We start from the raw sequence: 24,596 nt of genomic DNA, 5'->3' as shown, positions 1-24,596 counted from the left end.
GGGACCGGCGCCCGCCGCGTCGACCTGCCGACGTATGCCTTCCAGCGCGAGCACCACTGGCTGGAGCCCTCCGCCCCCGCCGCCGCCCCGGCCGCCGGGCCGGACGGCATCGACGGCTGGCGCTACCGCACCACCTGGAAGGGGCTGGGCGGCAGTGGGGCGCCGGCGCGGCTCGACGGGCGGTGGCTGGTGGTGGCCCCGGGCGGGACGGACACCGCCCTCGCCGACGCGGCCGAGGCCGCGCTCGCCCGCCGGGGGGCCGACACCGAGCGGCTCACCGTCGACGCGGCCACCGCCACCCGTACCGGACTCGCCGAGGCACTCGCCGCGTACGAGGACCTGGGCGGAGTCCTCTCTCTCCTCTCACTCGCCCGCACCCCCGGCGCCCTGCCCGCCACCCTCGCCCTCGTCCAGGCCATCGGGGACGCCGGCACCGACGCCCCGGTCTGGGCGCTGACCCGCGCCGCCGTCGCCGCCGCGCCCGGGGAACTGCCCGAGGACTTCGGGGCGCAGGTCTGGGCGTTCGCCCGGGTCGCCGCCCTCGAACTGCCCCACCTGTGGGGCGGCGTCGTCGACCTGCCCGCGCAGCCCGACGACCGCGCCTTCGACCGCGTAGCCGACGCCCTCGCCCAGGGCGGCCGTCCCGGTGCCGAGGACCAGATCGCCGTACGTCCCTCCGGCTCCTATGCCCGCCGCGTCGCCCGGGCCCTGCCGCCCGCCGCCCCGGCCGGCGGCGCCCGCTGGCGGGCCCGCGGCACCGTCCTCGTCACCGGCGGCACCGGAGCCCTCGGCGCGCACGTCGCCCGCTGGCTCGCCCGCAACGGTGCCGGGCACCTCGTCCTCACCAGCCGCCGTGGCCCCGGCGCGCCCGGCGCCGACGCGCTGGCCGCCGAACTGCGCGCCCTCGGCACCGAGGTGACCGTGGCCGCCTGCGACGTCTCCGACCGGGACGCGCTCGCCGCCCTCCTGGACGCCCACCCGCCCACCGCCGTCTTCCACACCGCCGGCGTCCTCAACGACGGCGTCATCGCCGCGCTCGACGCCGACCGTTTCCGGGAGGTCCGCGCCCCCAAGGCCGATGCGGCCCGCCACCTGCACGAACTCACCCGCGCCCGGGGCCTGGAGCTGGACGCCTTCGTCCTCTTCTCCTCCGTCACCGGCACCTGGGGCAACGGCGGCCAGGCCGCCTACGCCGCGGCCAACGCCTCCCTCGACGTCCTCGCCGAACAGCGCCGCGCCGAGGGCCTGCCCGCCACCTCCCTCGCCTGGGGCCTGTGGGGCGGCGGCGGCATGGCCGAAGGCGCCGGCGAGGAGAGCCTCGGCCGCCGGGGCATCAGGGCCATGGACCCCGACGAGGGCATCGAAGCCCTCCACCGGGCCCTGGGCCACGCCGACGTCTGCCTCACCGTCATCGACGTCGACTGGGCGGAGTTCGCCCCCCGTACGGCCGCCCTGCGCCCCGGGCCCGTCTTCGACACCGTGCCCGAGGCCCGCCGCGCGCTGGAAGCCGCCCGGCAGCGGACGGCGACGGACGCCGGACCTGCCGACGGGCTCGCCGGGCGGCTCGCCGCCCTGTCCGACGCCGAGCGCACCCGGCTCCTCGTCCAGCTGGTCCGCACCGAGGCCGCCGCCGTGCTGCGGCACCCGGGGACCGAAGCCGTCCGGCCCGACCGGGCGTTCAAGGACTCCGGGTTCGACTCCCTCACCGCCCTGGAGCTGCGCAACCGCCTGGTCCGGGCCACCGGACTGAGCCTGGCCGCCACCGTCGTCTTCGACCGGCCCAGCCCGGCCGTCCTCGCCGCGCACCTGCTGGACCAGCTGCTCGGCACGGGGGACGGCACGTCCGCCGCCCCTGCCCCCGTGCCGTCCGCGCCCGTACCGGCCCCGGACGAGGACCCCGTCGTCATCGTCGGCATGGCCTGCCGCTTCCCCGGCGGCGCCGACACTCCCGAGGCGCTCTGGGACCTCGTCATGGACGAGCGCGACGTCATCGGCGCCGCCCCCGCCGACCGCGGCTGGAACCTCGACGAGGTGTACGAGCCGGACGCGGAGGCGGGCCGGCGCGGTACGACGTACGTCCGCGAAGGCGGCTTCCTGCACGGGGCCGCCGGGTTCGACGCCGACTTCTTCGGCATCTCCCCCCGCGAGGCCCTCGTCATGGACCCGCAGCAGCGCCTGCTCCTGGAGACCTCCTGGGAGGCACTGGAACGCGCCGGCATCGACCCGCGCTCCCTGCGCGGCAGCCGGACCGGCGTCTACGCGGGCCTCACCCACCAGGAGTACGCCTCCCGGCTGCACGAGGCCTCCGAGGAACACGAGGGCTACCTGCTCACCGGCAAGTCCGCCAGCGTGGTCTCCGGCCGCATCTCGTACGTGCTCGGCCTGGAGGGCCCGTCGGTCTCCGTCGACACCGCCTGCTCCTCCTCCCTGGTGGCGCTGCACCTCGCCGCGCAGGCCGTACGGGCCGGGGAGTGCGACCTGGCCCTCGCGGGCGGTGTCACCGTCATGGCCGCGCCCGGCCTGTTCGTGGAGTTCTCCCGCCAGCGCGGTCTGGCCGCCGACGGGCGCAGCAAGGCCTTCGCGGACGCGGCCGACGGCACCAGCTGGGCCGAGGGCGCGGGCATGCTCCTCGTCGAGCGTCTCTCCGCCGCCCGCCGCCACGGACACCCGGTGCTCGCCGTCGTCCGCGGCGACGCCGTCAACCAGGACGGCGCCAGCAACGGCCTCACCGCCCCCAACGGCCCTTCCCAGGAACGGGTCATCAGCCAGGCGCTGGCCAACGCCGGGCTGGGCGCCGCGGACGTGGACGTGGTCGAGGCGCATGGCACGGGCACCCGGCTCGGCGACCCGATCGAGGCCCGGGCGCTGCTCGCGACGTACGGGCAGCGGCCGGACGGCCGGCCGCTGTGGCTGGGCTCGCTCAAGTCCAACATCGGGCACCCGCAGGCGGCCGCCGGTGTGGGCGGCGTCATCAAGATGGTCAAGGCGCTGGAGCACGGCAAGCTGCCCCGGACCCTGCACGTGGACGCGCCGTCCTCGCAAGTGGACTGGGCGGCGGGCGCCGTCGAGCTGCTGACCGAGACCCGCGACTGGCCCGAAGCGGGCCGGGTCCGGCGGGCCGGCGTCTCGGCCTTCGGCGTGTCCGGGACAAACGCGCACGTGATCCTGGAGCAGGCCCCGGGCCCGGCCGAGGAGACCGCCCCCGGCGCACCGCGCGCACTCCCGGTGGTCCCGCTGGTGCTGTCGGCGAAGTCGGCGCCCGCCCTGCGGGAGCAGGCGGACCGGCTCCGCGGCGGCCTGGAGGGGCTGCGCACGCTCGACGCCGGGTTCACCCTGGCCGTGGGCCGTTCGGTGTTCGAGCACCGGCGGGTCACCCTGGGCGCCGTCACCGTCGAGGGCGTCGCGGCCGACGCCGGTCGGGTGGCGTGGGTGTTCCCGGGTCAGGGGACGCAGTGGGTGGGGATGGGTGCGGGGCTGCTGGAGTCCTCGCCGGTGTTCGCTGCCAGGCTGCGGGAGTGCGCGGACGCCCTCGCGCCGTTCGTGGACTTCGATGTGGTGGAGGTCGTGCGGGAGGGGCTGTCGCTGGACCGGGTGGATGTGGTCCAGCCGGTGACGTGGGCGGTGATGGTCGCCCTGGCTGAGGTGTGGCGTTCCCTGGGCGTGGTGCCGGATGCGGTGGTCGGTCATTCGCAGGGTGAGATCGCGGCTGCTGCCGTCTCGGGTGCGCTGTCGTTGGAGGACGCGGCCCGGGTGGTCGCCTTGCGTGCTGCTGTGATCGGGCGTGAGCTGGCCGGGCTCGGGGGCATGGCTTCCCTTCCGCTGCCGCTCGCCGATGTCGAGGAGCGGTTGGAGGGCTGGACGGGACGTCTGGGTGTGGCTGCGGTCAACGGGCCGTCCGGCACGGTGGTCGCCGGTGACGCGGACGCCGTGGCCGCTTTCGTCGCCCAGGCGCAGGGGGAGGGGATCCGGGCGCGTCAGGTGCCCGTGGACTACGCCTCGCACTCGGCGCACGTGGAGCGGATCGAGGCGGAGCTGCTGGAGGTTCTGGGGCCGGTCGTCCCGCGCCGGCCGGAGGTTGCCTTCTACTCGACCGTGACCGGCGGTCTGCTCCGGGAACCCGTCCTCGACGCCGCGTACTGGTACCGCAACCTGCGCCGGCCCGTCCGCTTCGAGGAGACCGTCCGCGCCCTGCTCGCCAAGGGCTTCGCCACCTTCGTGGAGTCCAGCGCCCACCCGGTCCTCACCATCGGCATCCAGGAGACGGCCGAAGCGGCGGGCACGGACGTCACCGCCGTCGGTTCGCTCCGGCGCCAGGAGGGGAACCTGGAGAGGTTCCTGACCTCCGCCGCCGAACTGTTCGTCCGGGGGACGGACATCGACTGGGCCTCCCTCTTCGAGGGGACCGGCGCCCGCCGCGTCCCGCTGCCGACGTACGCCTTCCAGCGGACGCACTACTGGGCGCCCACCTCTCCCGCCGGTGTGGGCGACGCCGCGGCCGCCCGGTTCGGGATGGCCTGGGAGACCCACCCGCTGCTGGGCGGTGCGCTGCCGCTGGCCGACAGCGGCGAGACGGTGTTCGCCGGGCGGGTCTCCCTCGCCGACCACCCGTGGATCGCCGACCACGCCGTCTCCGGACGCGCCCTGCTGCCCGGCACCGCCTTCGTCGAGCTCGCCCTGCACGCCGCCGCCGCGACCGGCAGCGGCGGCCTGGAGGAACTCGGCCTGGAGGCCCCGCTCGTGCTGCCCCGCCGCGGAGCCGTCCAGCTCCAGGTGCGGGTCCGGCCGGCCGACGCGAGCGGCCGCCGCGCACTGACCCTGCACTCCCGCGCCGAGGACGGGGACGCCCCCTGGACCCGGCACGGCACCGCGACGCTCACCCCGGCCGCCGGCCGGCCCGGGCCCGCCCCGGCCGACTGGGCGGACGGGGCCGCCTGGCCGCCGGCCGGCGCCGAACGCGTCGAAGCCGAGGACGTGTACGCCCGCTTCTCGGACCTCGGCTACGAGTACGGGGAGGCGTTCGCCGGGATCGGATCCGTCTGGCGCCGCCACGGCGAGGTATTCGCCGAAGTCGCCCTGCCCGCCCGGGTCCGGGCGGACGCGGCGCACTACGGGGTGCACCCCGCGCTGCTCGACGCCGCGCTCCAGCCCTGGCTGGCCGGTGGGCTCCTCGACGTACCCGACGGGTCCGTGCTGCTGCCCTTCGCCTGGCAGGGGGCCGCCCTGTACGCGACGGGCGCGGACGCCCTGCGCGTCCGCATCGCCCGCACCGGCGAGGGCGCGGTCTCCCTGGAGGCCGTCGACCCGGCCGGGGCGCCCGTCCTGACCCTCGACGCCCTCGTGATGCGGCCCGTCGCCCGCGAGCACCTCGACGCGCTGCTCGGCGCGTCCGGCACCGCACTGCCGCTCTACCGGATCGACTGGCGGAACACCACCGCCACTGGTGCGGGCCGCGGCACGGTACGGATCGCCGTGGCCGGGGCCGACCCGCTCGGGGTGGCCCGGGCCGCCGGGGCCGAGGTCCACCCGGACCTGGGGGCGCTGTGCGCTGCCCCGGAGGCGTGCGGCCCCGTCCCGGACGCCGTCGTCGTGGAGTTCCCGGCCGACGCGGCCGGTGACGGCGCCGCCGGCACCGGTGGTGCGCCCTCGCCCGGGGCGGTGCGGGAGACCCTCGCCCGGGGGCTGGACCTGCTCCGCGCCTGGCTCGGGCAGGACGCGCGGTACGACAGGACCCGTCTGGTCGTGCTCACCCAGGGCGCCGTGGCCACCCGGCCAGGGGAGGCGCTGCCCGGGCTGGCGGCCGCCGGACTGTGGGGGCTCGTGCGCTCCGCGCAGAACGAGCACCCCGGCCGGTTCGTCCTCGTCGACACCGACGGCACCGAGGCCTCGGCGGCCGCACTGGCCGGGGCCCTCGCCGGCGGCGCTCCGCAGCTCGCGCTCCGCGACGGCGAGGTCCGCACCCCCGTCCTGGCCCGCCCGGACACCACCGCGCGGCCCGCGGCGGCCGCCGCCCTCGACCCGGAGGGGACCGTCCTGGTCACCGGGGCCACCGGCACCCTCGGCCGGCTCTTCGCCCGCCACCTCGTCACCGCGCACGGCGTGCGGCGGCTGCTGCTCGTCAGCCGCAGCGGGCCCGCCGCCGCGGGGGCGGCCGAGCTCGAACGGGAACTGACCGCGCTGGGCGCCCACGTCGAGATCACCGCTTGCGACACGGGACACCGATCCGCAGTGGAAGCACTGCTCTCGGGAATCCCGTCCGCACACCCGCTGACCGCCGTCGTCCACGCGGCGGGCGTCCTCGACGACGGCGCCCTCACCGCCCTCGACGCCGGCCGGCTGGACACCGTCCTGCGGCCCAAGGCGGACGCCGCCCTGCACCTGCACGAACTGACCGCCCACCTGCCCCTGTCCGCGTTCGTCCTGTTCTCCGGCGCCGCCGGCCTCCTCGGCCGCCCCGGCCAGGCCAACTACGCCGCCGCGAACACCTTCGTCGACGCCCTCGCCCAGCACCGCCGCGCCGCGGGACTGCCCGCCGTCTCCCTGGCCTGGGGCCTGTGGGGCGAGGCCACCGGAATGACCGGGCACCTCTCCGGGGCCGACCTGCGCCGCATGCGGCGCTCCGGCCTCGCCCCGATGGACAGCGACCAGGGCCTCGCCCTCTTCGACCGGGCCCTCGCCGCCCCCGCCGGCCGCGCCGACGAGGCCCTGTTCGTCCCGCTCCGCCTCGACGTCCCCGCCCTGCGCCGGGAGCAGGCCGCCCACGGCCGTGAGGCCGTACCCGTCCTGCTGCGCGCGCTGGTCCCGGACGCCGGCGCCGCGCCGCGCGCCGCCCGTCCCGGCGGCGCCCCGGCCGTCCCGGCGGGTGCTCCGGCCCCCGCCGGGGACGCGGCAGGAGTCCTGGCGGACCGGCTGGCCGGCCTCGACGGGGCCGCCCGGAGCCGGGAACTGCTCGCGCTCGTGCGGACCGAGGTCGCCGGGGTCCTCGGTTTCACCGGCCCCGAAGCCGTCGACCCCGCCCGGCCGTTCCGCGAGGCCGGCTTCGACTCCCTGACCGCCGTCGAGCTGCGCAACCGGCTGGCCGCCGCCACCGGACTGCGGTTCGCCGCCACCGTCGTCTTCGACCACCCCACCGCGCAGGCCCTCGCCGAGCACGTCGGCGCGGAACTGCACACCGCCGCGTCCGGCGGCCGGGAGGCCGGCGAGGCGGCCCTCGCCGGGCTCGCCGCCCTGGAGGCCGCTCTCGCGGTCCTCGCCGCCGACGACATCCGCCGCGAGACCGTGCACCGCCGGCTCACCGGCCTCGTCGCCGCCCTGGCCGCCGGTCCCGCCGCCGACGGCCGCTCCGACGGCCCGCCCGCGGACCCGGCCGGCGCGGCGTCCGGCCTCCCGGCCCCGGCGCCGGACCCGGCCGCGGCCGCTGATGTGCTGCTGGCGTCGGCCGACGACGAGGAACTTTTCGCCTTCATCGAGGAGCAGTTGTGACGGACACCGCCCCCGCCCCCACCGCCGGCGCCTCCGACAACTCGGCGAAGATCCGCGACTACCTCAAGCGGGTCACCGCCGAACTCGTCAGCACCCGCGAACGGCTGCGCACCGTGGAGGAGAGCGCCCGCGAGCCCATCGCGATCGTCTCCATGAGCTGCCGCCTCCCCGGCGGCGCCGACACCCCCGAGGCCCTCTGGAGGCTCCTCGACACCGGCACCGACGCGATCGGCGGCCTGCCCGAGGACCGGGGCTGGGACCTCGAGGCCCTCTACGACCCGGACCCCGACGCCCCCGGCACCAGTTACGCCCGCGAAGGCGGCTTCCTCCACGACTGCGCCGGCTTCGACCCCGAGTTCTTCGGGATCTCCCCGCGCGAGGCCCTCGCCATGGACCCCCAGCAGCGCCTCCTCCTGGAGACCGCCTGGGAGGCCTTCGAACGGGCCGGCCTCGGCCGCGACGCGGTGCGCGACAGCCGCACGGGCGTCTACGCCGGGGTCATGTACGACGACTACGGCGCGCGCGTCCCCCACACCCCCGGCGAGGCCCTCCCCGAGGGACTGGAGGGCTACCTCGTCAACGGCAGCGCGGGCAGCGTCGCCTCCGGGCGGATCTCCTACACCTTCGGACTGCGCGGTCCGGCCGTCACCGTGGACACCGCCTGCTCCTCGTCGCTGGTGGCCGTCCACCTCGCCGCGCAGGCCCTGCGGGCCGGCGAGTGCGACCTGGCGCTCGCGGGCGGGGCGACCGTGCTGTCCACGCCGACCATGCTGATCGACTTCGCGCGGCAGCGCGGGCTCGCCGCCGACGGCCGCTGCAAGGCGTTCTCCGACGCGGCCGACGGCACCGGCTTCGGCGAGGGCGCGGGCATGCTGCTGCTCCAGCGGCTGTCCGACGCGCGCCGTGAGGGCCGTACGGTACTGGCCGTGCTGCGCGGCTCCGCCGTCAACCAGGACGGCGGCGGCGCCGGGCTGACCGCCCCCAACGGGCCCGCCCAGCAACGGGTCATCCGCGCCGCCCTGAAGAACGCCGGCCTCACCGCCGACCAGGTCGACGCCGTCGAGGCACACGGCACCGGCACCGGTCTCGGCGATCCCGTCGAGGCGGGCGCCCTTCTCGCCACCTACGGCCGCGCCCGGCCCGCGGACGCCCCGCTGCTGCTGGGCTCGCTCAAGTCCAACATCGGCCACGCGCAGGCCGCCGCCGGGGTGGCGGGCGTCATCAAGACGGTGCTGGCCATGCGGCACGGGATCCTGCCGAAGACCCTGCACGCCGACACCCCGTCCACCCGTATCGACTGGGCCGACGGCGCGGTGGCCCTCCTCACGGAACGCACCCCCTGGCCCGACCGCACCGGCGCCCCGCGCCGCGCGGCCGTCTCCGCCTTCGGCGCGAGCGGCACGAACGCCCACGTCATCCTGGAGGCCGACGCCCTGCCGGAAGCCGCCGTGCCACCCCCTGCCGTCCCCGCCCCGGGCGGGGCGGGAAGCCCCGCCGGAGCGACGGCGTGCACACCGGGCGCACCGGCCCCGGGCGGCCGCCCCGCGGCCGGAGCACCGTCGGTCGCCGCGCCCGCCCCGGCCGGCGCCGCCACCCCCACAGCCTGGCCGCTGTCCGCGCGGAGCGTGCCCGCGCTGCGGGAGCAGGCACGCCGGCTCGCCGCACACCTGCGGGCCGCGCCCGCCGCGCCCGGCGCCGTGGCCTCCGTACTCGCCCACGGCCGGACCGCCTTCGCCGAACGGGCCGTCGTCCTCGGCGCCGACCCCGACGCCCTGCTGCGCGGACTCGACTCCCTCGCGCGCGACGAGCGCCCCGACCCCCGGTCCGTCGTCACCGGACGGGCCTGCGACGGACGCCGCACCGCCTTCCTCTTCACCGGGCAGGGCAGCCAGCGCCCCGCCGCCGGCCGGGAGCTGTACGCCGCCGAGCCGGTGTTCGCCGCCGCCCTCGACGAGGTCTGCGCCGCCTTCGGCCCCCACCTGCCCCGCCCCCTGCGCAGCGTCATGTTCGCCGACCCCGGCACCCCGGACGCAGCGCTGCTCGACCGCACGCAGTACACCCAGCCCGCCCTGTTCGCCCTCGGAACCGCCCTGTTCGCACTCGTCACGGACCGCGGCGTACGGCCCGACGCGGTCGCCGGGCACTCCGTCGGCGAGCTCACCGCCGCCCACGCCGCCGGGGTGCTGACCCTGCCCGACGCCGCCCGGCTCGTCGCCGCGCGCGGCCGCCTGATGGGCGAGCTGCCCGAGGGCGGGGCGATGGCCGCGCTCCAGGCCTCCGAGGAGGAGGTGCTGCCCCTGCTCGCCGGCCGGGAGGCCCGCACCGGCCTCGCCGCCGTCAACGGACCGCAGGCCGTCGTGGTCGCCGGGGACGCCTCCGACGTGGACGAACTGGTCGAGTACTGGAAGAGCCGCGGTCGCGCCGCGAAGCGCCTGACCGTCAGTCACGCCTTCCACTCACCGCACATGGACGGCATGTTGACACAGTTCGCGGAGATCGCTCGCAGCGTCGAACACCACCCGCCCAGGATTCCTGTCATGTCGAACCTGACCGGACAGCTCGCCACCGGCGACGCGCTGCGCACCGCGGACCACTGGGTCCGCCATGCGCGCCTGCCCGTACGGTTCCTCGACGGGGTGCGCGCCCTGCGCGCCGACGGCATCGACACCTTCCTCGAACTCGGCCCCGACGCCGTCCTCACCGCCATGACCCGCACCGTCCTCGACGCGGAGGAGGAGCCCTCCGACGGCGTGCTCACCGCCGCCGTCATACGGCGCGGGAAGCCCGAGACGGAGACCTTCGCCCGGGCCGCGGCCGCCGCCCACGTCCACGGCGTACCCGTCACCCTCGCCCCGCACGCCGCCCCGTCCGGCCTCGCCGCCACCCTGCCCACGTACGCCTTCCAGCGCACCCGGTACTGGCTCGACGCCCCCGCCCGGCAGGCCGCCCCCCTGGCCTCCGCCGGCGTGGACACCGCCGGACACCCGCTTCTCGCGGCCCACGTGGAACTCCCCGAAGGGCAGGGCGCCGTGTGGACGGCCACCCTGTCCACCGCCACCCACCCCTGGCTCGCCGCGCACACCCTCGCCGGGCGCCCCGTCGTCCCCGGCACCGCCCTGCTCGAACTGGCCCTCACCGCCGCCGGTGCCGACGGCATCGCCGAACTGACCTTCGAAAACCCCCTCGTCCTGCCCGACACGGCACCCGTCCGGCTGCGCGTCCACCTCGGCGCCGCCGACGCCGACGGCACCCGCCCCGTCCGCGTCGACTCCGCCCCGGCCGCCACCGGCCCCGCCGACTGGACCCCGCACGCCACCGGCCGCACCGCCGCCCCCGCCGACGCGGACTTCGGACCCCTCACCGCGGCCGTCTGGCCGCCCGAGGGCGCGGAACCCGTCGCCGTCGACGACGCCTACGAGCGCTTCGCAGCAGCCGGCATCGCCTACGGCCCCGCCTTCCAGGGGCTGCGGGCCGCCTGGCGGCGCGGCGAAGAGGTCTTCGCATCCGTCGCCCTGCGCCCCGAAGAGGCCGCCGAAGCCGCCGCCTACGGCCTCCACCCGGTCCTCCTGGACGCCGCCCTGCACGCCGTCACCGCCGCCCGGCCCGACGCCCACGGCCTCGTCCCGTTCTCCTGGACCGGCGCCGCCCTGCACTCCCGCGGCGCCGACGCCCTGCGCGTCCGGATCTCCCCGGCCGGCCCCGACGCCTACGCCGTCACCGCCGCCGATCCCCAGGGCCGTCCCGTGTTCGCCGCAGGCTCCCTGGCCCTGCGCCGCGTCGCCGCCGACCGGATCGCCGCCGCGGCCACCGGCCGCACCCCGCTGCTCCGGCCCTCGTGGACCCCGCTCCCCGCCGACCCCGGCGCCCCCGCCATGGCCGTCTGGCACCTCCTCGGCACGCCCGCCCCGGCCCTCGTCGAAGCCCTCGCCGCGGCCGGCGCGACCGTACGCACGCACCCCGGCGACCCGGCCACGGCCCTGGACGGCGTCCCCGCCGACGCCCTCCACGCCGTCGCCGACCTGCGCGGCGAGGACGACCCGCAGGCCGTCGGCCGCCGCACGCTCGCCCTCGCCCGGGCCTGGCTCGCCGCCGGCCGGCCCGACGGGGCCCGCCTCACCGTCCTCACCCACGGCGCCGTCGACACCGGAACCGGGGCACCCGTCACCGACCCCGCCGCCGCCGTCGCCTGGGGGCTGCTCCGCTCCGGCCGGGCCGAGCACCCCGGCCGCTTCGTCCTCGTCGACACCGACGAGGACCCCGCCTCGTACGCCGCCCTGCCCGCCGCCCTCACCCGCGCCGACCACGCCGCCGAACTCGCCGTCCGCACCGGCACCGCCCACGCCCCCGGCGTCGTACGGGTCCGCGACGAGGCCGCCGCCCCGGCGGCCTGGAACCCCCACGGCACCGTCCTCGTCACCGGCGGCACCGGGGGTCTCGGCTCGGCCGTCGCCCGCCACCTGGTCACCGCACACGGCGTACGGCACCTGCTGCTCACCAGCCGCCGCGGCGCGGACGCCCCCGGAGCCGGAGAACTGGCCGCCGCACTGCGCGCCCTGGGCGCCGAGGTCACCGTCGCCGCCTGCGACGCCGCCGACCGGACCGCCCTCGCCGCGCTCCTCGACCGGATCCCGGCCGGGCACCCCCTCAGCGCGGTGGTGCACACCGCCGGCGTCCTGGACGACGGCCTCCTCACCGCCCAGGACCCGGCCCGCCTCGAAGCCGTGCTGCGGCCCAAGACGGACGCCGTCCGCGTCCTCCACGAACTCACCGCCGCCCTGTCGCTCGACGCGTTCGTGCTCTTCTCCTCCGCCGCCGGACTCCTCGGCAGCGCCGGACAGTCCGCCTACGCGGCCGCCAACGCCCACCTCGACGCCTTCGCCGCCCGGCGCCACGCCCAGGGCCTGCCCGCCGTCTCCCTCGCCTGGGGTCCCTGGGCCGGCGACGGCATGGCCGGCGCCCTGGACGGCGCCGACGCCGCCCGGCTGCGCCGCACCGGGCTCGTCCCGCTCGCCCAGGACGAGGCCCTCGGCCTCTTCGACGCCGCCCTCGGCAGCGGCCTGCCCGCCGTGCTGCCGCTGCGCGTGGACCCCGCCGCGCCCGGGCTGCCGCCCGTCCTGCGGACGTCCGCGGACCGGACCGGCCCCGCCGCCGGCCGGGCCACCCCCGCGCGGGCGACCGGACCGGCCGAGCCGCCCCGGCGGGCGACCGCCGCCGAGCGGATCACGGGCCTGTCCCGCGCCGACCGCGCGGCGCTGCTGCTGGACCTCGTCCGCACCGAGGTCGCGGCCGTCCTCGGCTTCGCCGGCCCGGCCGACGTCGGCGTGGACCGCAGCTTCCGCGAGGCCGGCTTCGACTCGCTCACCGCCGTGGAACTGCGCAACCGGCTCACCGCCGAGACCGGCCTGCGCCTGACACCCACCCTCGTCTTCGACCACCCCACCCCCCAAGCCCTCGCCGAACACCTCGACGGCGAACTCCCGGGCGCGGAGGCCGCCGTACTCGCCCTGATCGGGCAGCTCGGCGCGGCGACCGCACAGGCGGCCCTCGACCAGGACGCCCGCCGCGCGGTGGCCGACCGCCTCTCCGCCCTGCTGGCGGACCTCGGCACCGGGGCCGCCCCGGCCGCCGTCCCGCCCGCCGGGAACCCGGCGGGCGGGACGGGAGGCGAAGCCCCGGACCGGCCCGCCGAGGACCGGGGCAAGGTCACCGAACTGCTCAACTCCGCCTCCGACGACGAACTGTTCCAGCTGCTCGACAGCGGCTTCCGCTCCGTCTGAAGCCCCGCACCGACACCTCCAGGGGAGAGCCGTGTCCGCTCACGACACCAACCAGGACGCCACGGGCAACGAAACCAGGCTCCGCGAGTACCTCCGCCGTGCCATGACCGAGCTCCACGAGACCCGGGCGCGCCTGCGCGAGGTCGAGGAGCGGGGCAGCGAGCCGATCGCGATCGTGGGGATGGCGTGCCGTTTTCCGGGTGGGGTGGTGTCTCCGGAGGGGTTGTGGGACCTGGTGTCGTCGGGGGTGGACGCGGTGTCGGGGTTCCCGGGGGACCGGGGTTGGGACGTGGAGTCGCTGTTCGATCCTGAGCCGGGTGTTGCGGGGCGTTCGTATGTGCGGGAGGGGGGTTTCCTGCATGAGGCGGGGGAGTTCGACGCGGACTTCTTCGGTATTTCGCCGCGTGAGGCGGTGGCGATGGATCCGCAGCAGCGGTTGCTGTTGGAGACGTCGTGGGAGGTGTTGGAGCGGGCGGGGATCCCGGCGTCCTCGCTGCGGGGTTCGCGCACCGGCGTCTTCGTCGGCTCGATGTACCACGACTACGGCACCGACCGGCCCGGCGTGCTCGACGACGCGGGCGGCTACGGCGGCACCGGAACCTCCGGCAGCGTGGTCTCCGGCCGCATCTCCTTCGCCCTGGGCCTGGAGGGCCCGGCGGTGACGGTCGACACGGCGTGCTCCTCCTCCCTGGTGGCCCTCCACCTGGCCGCGCAGTCCCTGCGGACGGGTGAGTGCGACGCGGCCCTGGCGGGCGGTGTCACCGTCATGGCGACCCCCTCCACCTTCGTGGAGTTCTCGCAGCAGCGGGGGCTGGCCGCCGATGGCCGGTGCAAGGCCTTCTCCGACGCCGCGGACGGCACGGGCTGGGCCGAGGGTGTGGGGATGCTGCTGGTGGAGCGGCTGTCGGACGCGGTGGCGAAGGGCCATCGGGTGCTGGCGGTGGTGCGGGGTTCGGCCGTGAACCAGGACGGTGCGTCCAATGGTCTGACGGCTCCGAACGGTCCGTCGCAGCAGCGGGTGATCCGGGCGGCGCTGGACAGTGCCGGTCTGGGTGTGGCCGACGTCGACGTGGTCGAGGCGCACGGGACGGGTACGAGGCTGGGCGACCCGATCGAGGCGCAGGCGCTGCTGGCGACCTACGGCCGGCGGCCGGCCGGACAGCCCCTGTGGCTCGGCTCGTTGAAGTCGAACATCGGGCACGCGCAGGCGGCCGCCGGTGTCGGTGGTGTCATCAAGATGGTGATGGCGCTGGAGCACGGCCGGCTCCCCAGGACCCTGCACGTGGAGGCGCCCTCGTCCCAGGTGGACTGGTCGGCGGGTGCGGTGGAGCTGCTGACGGAGGCGCGGGACTGGCCCGAGCTCGACCGCCCGCGGCGCGCGGCCGTGTCTTCCTTCGGGGTGTCCGGGACGAACGCGCACGTGATCCTGGAGCAGGCCCCGGAGCAGGCCGGGGCACCGGCCGAGGCGGTGCGCGAACTGCCGGTGGTGCCGGTGGTGCTCACCGCCCGCTCCGAGACCGCCCTCCAGGCCCAGCAGGCCCGCCTGCGCGCCCGCCTGGAGCAGGAGCCCGCGCCGCGTCCCCTGGACGTGGCCCTGAGCCTGGTCACCGGACGCTCGACGCTGGAGCACCGCCGGGTCGTGGTGGGCCCCGTCACCGTCGATGGCGTCGCCTCGTCGCGGGGGCGGGTGGCGTTGGTGTTCCCGGGTCAGGGGACGCAGTGGGTGGGGATGGGTGCCGGGCTGCTGGAGTCCTCGCCGGTGTTCGCGGCCAGGCTGCGGGAGTGTGCGGACGCCCTTGCGCCGTTCGTGGACTTCGACGCGGTCGAGGTCGTCAGGGAGGGTCGCTCTCTCGACCGTGTGGAGGTGGTCCAGCCGGTGACGTGGGCGGTGATGGTCGCCCTGGCTGAGGTGTGGCGTTCCCTGGGCGTGGTGCCGGACGCGGTCGTGGGTCACTCGCAGGGTGAGATCGCAGCTGCTGCCGTGTCGGGTGCGTTGTCGTTGGAGGACGCCGCCCGGGTGGTGGCGCTGCGTGCTGCTGTGATCGGGCGTGAGCTCGCCGGGCTCGGGGGCATGGCTTCCCTTCCGCTGCCGCTCGCCGAGGTCGAGGAGCGGCTGAAGGAGTGGACGGGTCGCCTCGGGGTGGCCGCCGTCAACGGGCCGTCCGGCACGGTGGTGGCCGGTGATGCCGATGCCGTGGCCGCTTTCGTCGCTGAGGCGCAGGGGGAGGGGATCCGGGCGCGTCAGGTGCCCGTGGACTACGCCTCGCACTCGGCGCACGTGGAGCGGATCGAGGCGGAGCTGCTGGAGGTTCTGGGGCCGATCGTCCCGCGTCGGCCTGAGGTTCCCTTCTATTCGACCGTTACCGGTGAGCTGGTCGACACGGCCGCGCTCGATGCCGCGTACTGGTACCGCAACCTTCGCCAGCCCGTCCGTTTCGAGGACACCGTCTGCGCGCTCCTCGCCAAGGGCTTCGGGACGTTCGTGGAGTCCAGCGCCCACCCCGTGCTGGTCATGGGCGTCCAGGAGACCGCCGAGGCCCTCGGCGCGCCCGTCCTCACCACCGGCTCCCTGCGTCGTGACGAGGGCGGCCTCCAGCGGCTCCTGACCTCCGCCGCCGAACTGTTCGTGCGTGGGACGGACATCGACTGGGCCTCCCTCTTTGAAGGGACCGGCGCGCGTCGCGTCGACCTCCCGACGTACGCCTTCCAGCGCGAGCACCACTGGCTGCCCGCGGCCCCCACCGTCACACCCTCCGCCACCGGGCCGGAGGCGGGTCTTGCCTACCGGGTCACCTGGAAGAACCTGCGCGCCGACGAACCGGCCCACCGGCTCTCCGGCCGCTGGCTGCTCGTCGCCGCCGACTCCCCCTCCGGCTCCGCGCACGCCGAAGCCGCCCGGCAGGCCCTCGCCGGCCGGGGTGCCACCGTCGAGACCCTCGCCGTCGACCCCGCCCACGCCGACCGGTCCCGCCTGCGGGCCCTCCTCGCCGAAGCCGCCGACCGGCCCGAGGCCCTGCCGCTCGGCGGGGTCCTGTCCCTGCTGTCCCTCGTCCAGGGCGAGCACCCCGACCACCCCGGCCTGCCGCTCGGCCTCGCCGCCACCCTGACCCTCGCCCAGGCCTGCGCCGACGCCGGCAGCGAGGCCCGTCTCTGGGCCGCCACCGCCGGGGCCGTCGCCGTCTCGCCCGCCGAGTCCCCGTCGCCCGAGGCCGCCCAGACCTGGGGCTTCGGCCGGGTCGCCGCCCTCGAACTGCCCTCCCTGTGGGGCGGTCTCGTCGACCTGCCCGCGCAGCCGGACGCCCGCTCCTTCCAGCGCCTGGCCGCCGTCCTCGCCGCGCCCGCCGCCGAGGACCAGGTCGCCGTTCGGGGCTCCGGCGCCTACGGCCGCCGCCTCCTCCCGGCCGCCGCCGGCGCGTCCGGCCCCTGTACACCCGCCCCGCGCGGCACCGTCCTGCTCGTCGGCGACCTCGCCACCGCGGCCGGCCCGCTGGCCCGCCGACTGCTCGCCGCCGGCGCGGACCACGTGGTCCTCGCCGGAGACACCGAGGCCCCCGGCCCGGACGCCCCCGTCTCCGACGCTTCCGGCTCCGGCATGCCCGGCCCTGGGGCCCCCGGCCCTGGGGCCCCCGGCTCCGGCGCCCCCGGCTCCGGTGCTACCGTCTCCGACGCTTCCGGCTCCGGCATGCCCGGCTCCGGCGCGCCCGCCTCCGGTGCTTCCGGCTCCGGTGCCTCCGGCTCCGGTGCTTCCGGCTCCGGTGCCTCTGGCTCCGGTGCCTCCGGCGCCCCCGGCTCCGGTGCCGACGACCGGGTCACCGTCGTCCGCTGCGACCTCGCCGACGACGGCCGGCTCCGCGAGCTTCTCGACCGGTACGCGCCGTCCGCCGTCTACGTCGCCCCGCCCACCGCCCCCCTGACCGCCCTCGCCGAGACCACGATCGAGGGCTTCGCGGCGGCCGTCACCGCCAAGACCGGACTGGCCGCCCGCCTGCACACCCTCCTCGGGTCCACCGGCACGGAAGTCGACGCCCTCGTCCTGTTCTCCTCCGTCGCCGGCGTGTGGGGCGGCGCCGGCCAGGGCGGATACGCCGCCGGCACCGCCTACCTCGACGCCCTCGCCGAAGCCCGCCGGGGCCTCGGCCTGCCCGCCGCCTCCCTCGCCTGGACCCCCTGGGAAGGCGCCCTCACCGGCCCCGCCGCCGAGCAGGCGCTCCGCGCGGGCCTGCGGTTCCTGGACCCCGAGCGGGCCCTCGACGCCCTCGACGCGGCGCTGGCCGGACGGGAGACCGCCGTCGCCGTCGCCGACGTCGACTGGGCGCGGTTCGCCGCCGCCTACACGGCCGCCCGCCCCTCCGCGCTGTTCGACGAACTGCCCGCCGTACGCGCCCTGCGCGCCGCCGAGAAGGCCGCCGCCGACGCCGCCGGAGCCGCCGGAACGTCCGCGCCCCGGATCACGGGCGCCCTGCGCGGCCAGCCGGAGCAGGAGCAGCGGCGCGAACTGCTGCGGCTCGTCCGCACCCACGTGGCGGCCGTCCTCGGCCACGCCTCACCCGAAGGCATCGACGCCGAGCGGGCGTTCAGGGAACTCGGCGTGAACTCGGTGACCGCCGTCGAACTGCGCAACCGGCTCCGCGAGGCCACCGGACTGGACCTGGCCGCCTCCCTCGTCTTCGACCACCCCACCAGCGCGGCCGTCGCCCGCCACCTCCACGAGCTGGCCTCCGGCACCGGAGCCGACGGGGAGGCGGACGGGCCGTTCGCCACCGTCCCCGCCGGCCGGGACGCCGAGCCCGTCGCCGTCGTCGCCATGGCCTGCCGCTTCCCGGGCGGCATCAACACCCCCGACGAGCTGTGGCAGCTGCTGCTCGGCGGCGGCGACGCCATCAGCACCTTCCCGGCCAACCGCGGCTGGGACCTCGACGGCCTCTACGACCCCGACCCCGAGGCGAAGGGCCGCACGTACGTCCGCGAGGGCGGGTTCCTGCACGACGCCCCCGACTTCGACCCCGAGTTCTTCGGGATCTCCCCGCGCGAGGCCCTCGCCATGGACCCGCAGCAGCGGCTCCTGCTGGAGACGTCCTGGGAGGCCCTGGAACGCGCCGGCCTCGACCCGGCCGCCCTGCGCGGCAGCCGCACCGGCGTCTTCGTCGGCACCAACGGCCAGCACTACATGCCGCTGCTGCAGAACGGCGACGAGGACTTCGACGGCTACCTCGGCACCGGCAACTCCGCCAGCGTGATGTCCGGCCGGCTCTCCTACGTCTTCGGCCTCGAAGGCCCGGCCGTCACCGTCGACACCGCCTGCTCGGCGTCCCTGGTCGCCCTGCACCTGGCCGTGCAGTCGCTGCGCCGCGGCGAGTGCGGGATGGCCCTCGTCGGCGGCGCCACCGTCATGTCCACCCCGGAGATGCTCGTCGAGTTCTCCCGCCAGCGCGTCATGTCCCCCACCGGCCGCACCCGGGCCTTCGCGGCCGGCGCCGACGGCGTGGCCCTCGGCGAGGGCGCCGGCATGCTGCTCGTCGAGCGGCTCTCCGACGCCGAACGCCACGGCCACCCCGTCCTCGCCGTGATCCGCGGATCCGCCGTCAACCAGGACGGCGCATCCAACGGCCTCACCGCCCCCAGCGGCCCCTCCCAGCAGCGGGTCATCCGCCAGGCCCTCGCCGACGCCGGCCTGGAACCGCAGGACGTCGACGCCGTCGAGGCGCACGGCACCGGCACCGCACTCGGCGACCCCATCGAGGCCCAGGCCGTCCTCGCCACCTACGGCCGGGACCGCGACCCCGCCCGGCCGCTGCGCCTGGGCTCCGTGAAGTCCAACATCGGCCACACCCAGGCCGCCGCGGGCGTCGCCGGCGTCATCAAGATGGTCCTCGCCCTGCGCGGCGGGACCCTGCCCCGCACCCTGCACGTCGACGCGCCCACCCCGCGCGTCGACTGGAGCTCCGGAGCGGTCTCCCTCCTCACCGAGGACCTCGACTGGCAGGGGGACGGCACCCCGCGCCGGGCCGCCGTCTCCGCCTTCGGCATCAGCGGCACCAACGCCCACGTCATCCTCGAAGAGGCGCCCCGCCCCGACGGGCCGGCCCCCGCCACCGCACCGGAGGACGACCCGGACGCGTGGGCGGAGGTCACCGTCCCGCTGCTGCTGTCCGCCCGTTCCGAGACCGCCCTGCGCGCCCAGGCGGCCCGGCTGCGCGCCCGGCTCGTCGAACACCCCGGCACGCACCCCGCCGACGTCGGACACACCCTGCTGACGGCCCGCTCCCGCTTCGAACGGCGCGCCGCCGTCATCGGGGAGAGCCGCGAGGAGATCCTCGAAGCCCTGGGCGCCCTCGCACAGGACCGGCCGCACCTCGCCGTGCTCCACGGCTCCGCCGGACCCGGCGACCGCGTCGCGTTCGTCTTTCCCGGCCAGGGCTCCCAGTGGCCCGCCATGGCCGAAGGCCTCCTGGACCGCTCCGCGGCCTTCCGGGAGACCGCCGCCGCCTGCGACGAGGCCCTGCGCCCCTACCTGGACTGGTCCGTCATGGACGTCCTGCGCCAGGTGCCCGGCGCGCCGTCGCTCGCCCGCGTCGACGTCGTCCAGCCCGTCCTGTTCACGATGATGGTGTCGCTGGCCGCCACCTGGCGCTCCCTCGGCGTCCACCCGTCGGCCGTCGTCGGCCACTCCCAGGGCGAGATCGCCGCCGCCTACGTCTGCGGAGGCCTCTCCCTCGACGACGCCGCCCGCGTCGTCGCCCTGCGCAGCCAGGCCTGGCTCACCCTCGCCGGCAAGGGCGGCATGATCGCCGCATCGCTGGCCCCCGCCGAACTGCGCGCCCGCCTGGAGCGGTTCGGCGACCGGCTGTCCGTCGCCGCCGTCAACAGCCCCGGCACCGCCGCCGTCGCCGGCGAGCCGGACGCCCTGCGCGAACTCCTCGACGAACTCACCGCCGCAGGCGTCCACGCCCGGGCCATCCCCGGCGTCGACACCGCCGGGCACTCCGCGCAGGTCGACGCCCTCAAGGAGCACCTCCTGGAGGTCCTCGACCCGGTCGCCCCCCGGACCGGCGACATCCCCTTCTACTCCACCGTCACCGGCGGACTCCTCGACACCGCCGCCCTGGACCGCGACTACTGGTACCGCAACATGCGCGAACCCGTCGAGTTCGAGCGGGCCACCCGGGCGCTGATCGCCGACGGCCACGAGGTCTTCCTCGAACCCAGCCCCCACCCGATGCTCTCCGCCTCCCTCCAGGAGACCGTCGCGGACGCCGGCGCCCGCGCCGCCGTCCTCGGCACCCTGCGCCGGGAGAAGGGCGGCGCCCGCTGGTTCGCCGCGGCCCTCGCCATGGCCCACGTCAACGGTGTGGAGATCGACGCCGACGCCCTCTTCGGCAAGGACTCGCGCCGCGTCGACCTGCCGACGTACCCCTTCCAGCGGGAACGCTACTGGTACAACGCGCCCGCCCGGCGCGGCGACGCCGCCTCCATCGGCCTCCACGAGGCCGGCCACCCGCTGCTCGGCGGCGGCGTCGAACTCCCCGAGTCCGGGTCCGTCGTCTACACCGCCCGCGTCGGCGCCGACACCCACCCCTGGCTCGCCGACCACGCCCTGCTGGGCACCGTCCTGCTGCCCGGCGCCGCCCTCGTCGACCTGGCCCTGTGGGCCGGCCGGCAGTCCGGCTGCGGCCGCCTCGACGAACTGATCCTCCAGGCGCCCGTCGTCCTGCCCGACGACGGCGCCGTCGAACTCCGCGTCCAGGTCACCGCCGCCGGCGCGGACGGCCGGCGCACCCTCGGCGTCCACTCCCGCGCGGCCGGCGCCGCCCCCGGCTCCCCCTGGCAGCGGCACGCCGAAGCCACACTCGCCCCCGACGCCGACACCCCGCCCGCCCCGCTGCCCCGGCCCTGGCCGGCCGCCGCGGCCCGGCCCGCCGGACGCCCCGGACCCGACGCGTTCTACGAGGAGTTCACCGCCCGCGGCTACGACTACGGGCCGCACTTCCGCGGCTTCCACGACGGCTGGCGCGAGGACACCGCCGTCCACGCCGAGATCGCCCTCCCGCCCCGCACCCGCGATGCCTCCGCCGGCTACGGCATCCACCCCGCCCTCCTCGACTCCGCCCTCCAGGCCATGAGCCTGGGCGCCTTCTTCCCCGACGACGGCAAGGCCCGCATGCCCTTCGCCGTCCGCGGCGTACGCCTGTACGCCGAGGGCGCCGACCGGCTGCGGGTGACCCTCACCCCCGCCGGCGAGGACGCCGTCACCCTGCGCGCCACCGACGACACCGGCCGGCCCGTCCTCGACGTCGACGAACTCCTCGTCCGCACCGTCTCCGACGAACAGCTCGCCGCCGCGTCCGGCATCGCGGGCGGCCGCCACGGCGGCTCCCTGTACGAGGTCACCTGGCCGGAGCAGCACACCCCCGCGGCCCCGCCGCCGGTGCGGACCGCCGTCGTCGGCGAGGACCACGCCAAGGTCCTCGCCGCCCTGGAGACCGCCGGCGCCCCCGCCGACCGGTACCCCGACCTGCCCGCGCTCCTCGCGGCCCTGGAGACCGCCGGCGGACCCGCCCCCGACACCGTCGCCGTGTCCTTCCCGCACCACCCCCGCCCCGACGCCGCGACCGCCCACGCCGCCGCCCACCGGGCCCTGGACCTCGCCCGGGCCTGGCTCGACGCCGGCGACCGGCTCGCCGGCACCACCCTCACCCTGATCACCCGCGGCGCCGTCGCCACCGCCCCCGGCGAACACGTCACCGACCCGGCCACCGCCACCGTCTGGGGCCTCGTCCGCTCCGCCCAGTCCGAGGAACCGGGCCGCTTCTCCCTCCTCGACCTCGACCCGGCCGGCGACCCGGACACCGCCGGCGCCGCCGCCCTCGCCGCCGCCCTCGCCTCCGGCGAACCCCAGCTCGCCATCCGCGGCGCCACCGTCCGGGCCCCCCGCCTGGCCCGCTCCGGCGAGCACCCCGGCGACCTCCTGATCCCGCCCGCCGGCACCCCCGCCTGGCGGCTCGCCACCAGCGGCACCGGCACCCTGGAGGGCCTGCGCCTCGCCCCCGCCCCCGACACCCTGGCACCCCTGGAGGAGGGCCAGGTCCGCATCGCCGTACGCGCCGCCGGCATCAACTTCCGCGATACCCTCATCGCCCTCGGCATGTACCCCGGCGACCCCGTCATGGGCGCCGAGGGCGCCGGCGTCGTCGCCGAGGTCGGCCCCGGCGTCACCACCGTCGCCCCCGGTGACCGGGTCCTCGGCATGTGGACCGGCGGCTTCGGCCCCTACGCCGTCGCCGACCACCGCATGCTCGCCCCCGTCCCGGCCGGCTGGACCTTCGCCCAGGCCGCCTCCGTCCCGGCCGTGTTCCTCACCGCCCACTACGCGCTCACCCGCCTGGCCGCGGCCGGCCCCGGCCAGTCCCTCCTCGTCCACGCGGCCGCCGGCGGCGTCGGCATGGCCGCCCTCCAGCTGGCCCGCCACCACGGCCTCACCGTCTACGCCACCGCCAGTACCGGCAAGTGGGACACCCTGCGCGCCCGCGGCCTCACCGACGACGCCCTCTCCGACTCCCGCACCACCGGCTTCGCCGACGCGTTCCTCGCCGCCACCGGCGGCCGGGGCGTGGACATCGTCCTCAACTCCCTCACCGGCGAGTTCGTCGACGCCTCCCTGCGCCTCCTGCCCCGCGGCGGCCACTTCCTGGAGCTCGGCAAGGCCGACGTCCGCGACCCCGACGCCATCGCCGCGGCCCACCCCGGCACCCGCTACCAGGCGTTCGACCTGGTCCAGGCCGGCCCCGACACCGTCGGCGAGATGCTCCGCGAACTCCTCGCCCTCTTCGAGGCGGGCGTGCTGGAGCCGCTGCCGCTCACCGTCCACGAGGTCCGCCACGCCCGCGAGGCGTTCCGCACCCTCAGCCAGGCCCGGCACACCGGCAAGCTCGTCCTCACCCTGCCGCCCGCCTTCGGCCCCCACGGCACCGTCCTCGTCACCGGCGGCACCGGCACCCTCGGCAGCGCCGTCGCCCGCCACCTCGTCACCGCACACGGCGTCCGCCACCTCGTCCTCGCCGGCCGCCAGGGCCCCGACGCCGAAGGCGCCCCCGAACTCGCCGCCGAACTCGGCGCGCTCGGCGCCCGCGTCACCCTCGCCGCCTGCGACGCCGGCGACCGCGAACAGCTCGCCGCGCTCCTCGCCGCGATCCCCGACGACGCCCCCCTCACCGGCGTCGTCCACACCGCCGGCGTCCTCGCCGACGGCACCCTGCCCACCCTCACCCCCGAGGCCCTGGACACCGTCCTGCACCCCAAGGTCGACGCCGTCCTCAACCTGCACGAACTGACCCGCGACCACGACCTGTCCGCGTTCGTCCTCTACTCCTCCTCGTCCGCCCTGTTCGGCAGCCCCGGCCAGGGCGGCTACGCCGCCGCCAACGCCTTCCTCGACGCCTTCGCCGGCTACCGCCGCTCCCTCGGCCTGCCCGGCGTCTCCCTCGCCTGGGGCCTGTGGGCGACCGACAGCCGCATGGCCGGACACCTCGACCAGAGCGGCATGCACCGCCGCCTCGCCCGGGGCGGCATCATGCCCCTCACCGACACCGAGGGCCTCGCCCTCTTCGACGCCGCCCAGGCCGTCGACAGCCCCCTCCAGGTCCCCATCCGCCTCAACCCCGCGGCCCTGCGCGCCGCAGGCCCCGTCCCCGCCTTCCTCGGCGACCTCGTCGGCGGCGGCCGGCAGACCAGCGCCACCCCGCAGCACACCGGCCCCGCCGAAACCCTCGCCGACCGGATCGCCGGCCTGCCCGCCGACGAACGGGAGGAACTGCTCCTCGACGCCGTACGGGCCCACGCCGCGGCCGTACTCGGCCACGGCGGAGCGGAGGACGTCCTCACCGACCGGGCCTTCAAGGAACTCGGCTTCGACTCCCTGACCGCCGTCGAGATGCGCAACCGGCTGGCCGCCGCCACCGGACTGCGCCTGGCCGCCACTCTGGTCTTCGACCACCCCACCCCGGCCGCCCTCGCCGCCCACCTGAGCGGCGCCCTGGCCCCCGCCGACGACCCGGCCGCCGCCGGCACCGACGCCCGCGCGGCCTCCGTCCTCGCCGAACTCGACCGGCTGGAATCCCTCTTCGGCGCCCTCTCCGGCAGGGCCGCGGAGGGCGGGGGACCCGACGAGACGGCGCACAAGGAGATCGCCGGCCGCCTCGCGGCCCTCACCGGCCTGTGGAACGGCCTCGGCGGCGCACCGTCCACCGGCGACGACGATCCGGCGGCCGACTCGGTGGCCGAAGCCATCGAGGACGCCGACGACGACGAGATCTTCGCATTCATCGACGAGCGGTTCTGAACCGC

The 24,596-nt window shown here is 77.2% G+C and carries 2 protein-coding genes and 1 pseudogene; all 3 read left to right on the top strand.

The annotated features are described in order from the left end of the window. The coding region (locus ACFY15_RS32270; protein WP_390691530.1) for a type I polyketide synthase at nt 1-7,479 on the top strand (7,479 nt) is incomplete at its 5' end. Nucleotides 7,480-7,553: 74 nt separating this feature from the next. After that, nucleotides 7,554-13,256: pseudogene (locus tag ACFY15_RS32265) on the top strand (SDR family NAD(P)-dependent oxidoreductase); the annotation flags it as partial. 31 nt (nt 13,257-13,287) lie between these two features. Continuing rightward, nucleotides 13,288-24,591: an SDR family NAD(P)-dependent oxidoreductase gene (locus tag ACFY15_RS32260; RefSeq protein WP_390691531.1), complete on the top strand. Its 11,304-nt coding sequence runs from the start codon at nt 13,288-13,290 to the stop codon at nt 24,589-24,591. The last annotated feature ends 5 nt before the right edge of the window (nt 24,592-24,596 follow it).

The sequence above is a fragment of the Streptomyces sp. NPDC001373 genome, from assembly GCF_042895815.1.
In the GTDB taxonomy this organism is placed as follows: Bacteria; Actinomycetota; Actinomycetes; order Streptomycetales; family Streptomycetaceae; genus Streptomyces.
This window is presented reverse-complemented; position numbering and strand designations above follow the sequence as displayed.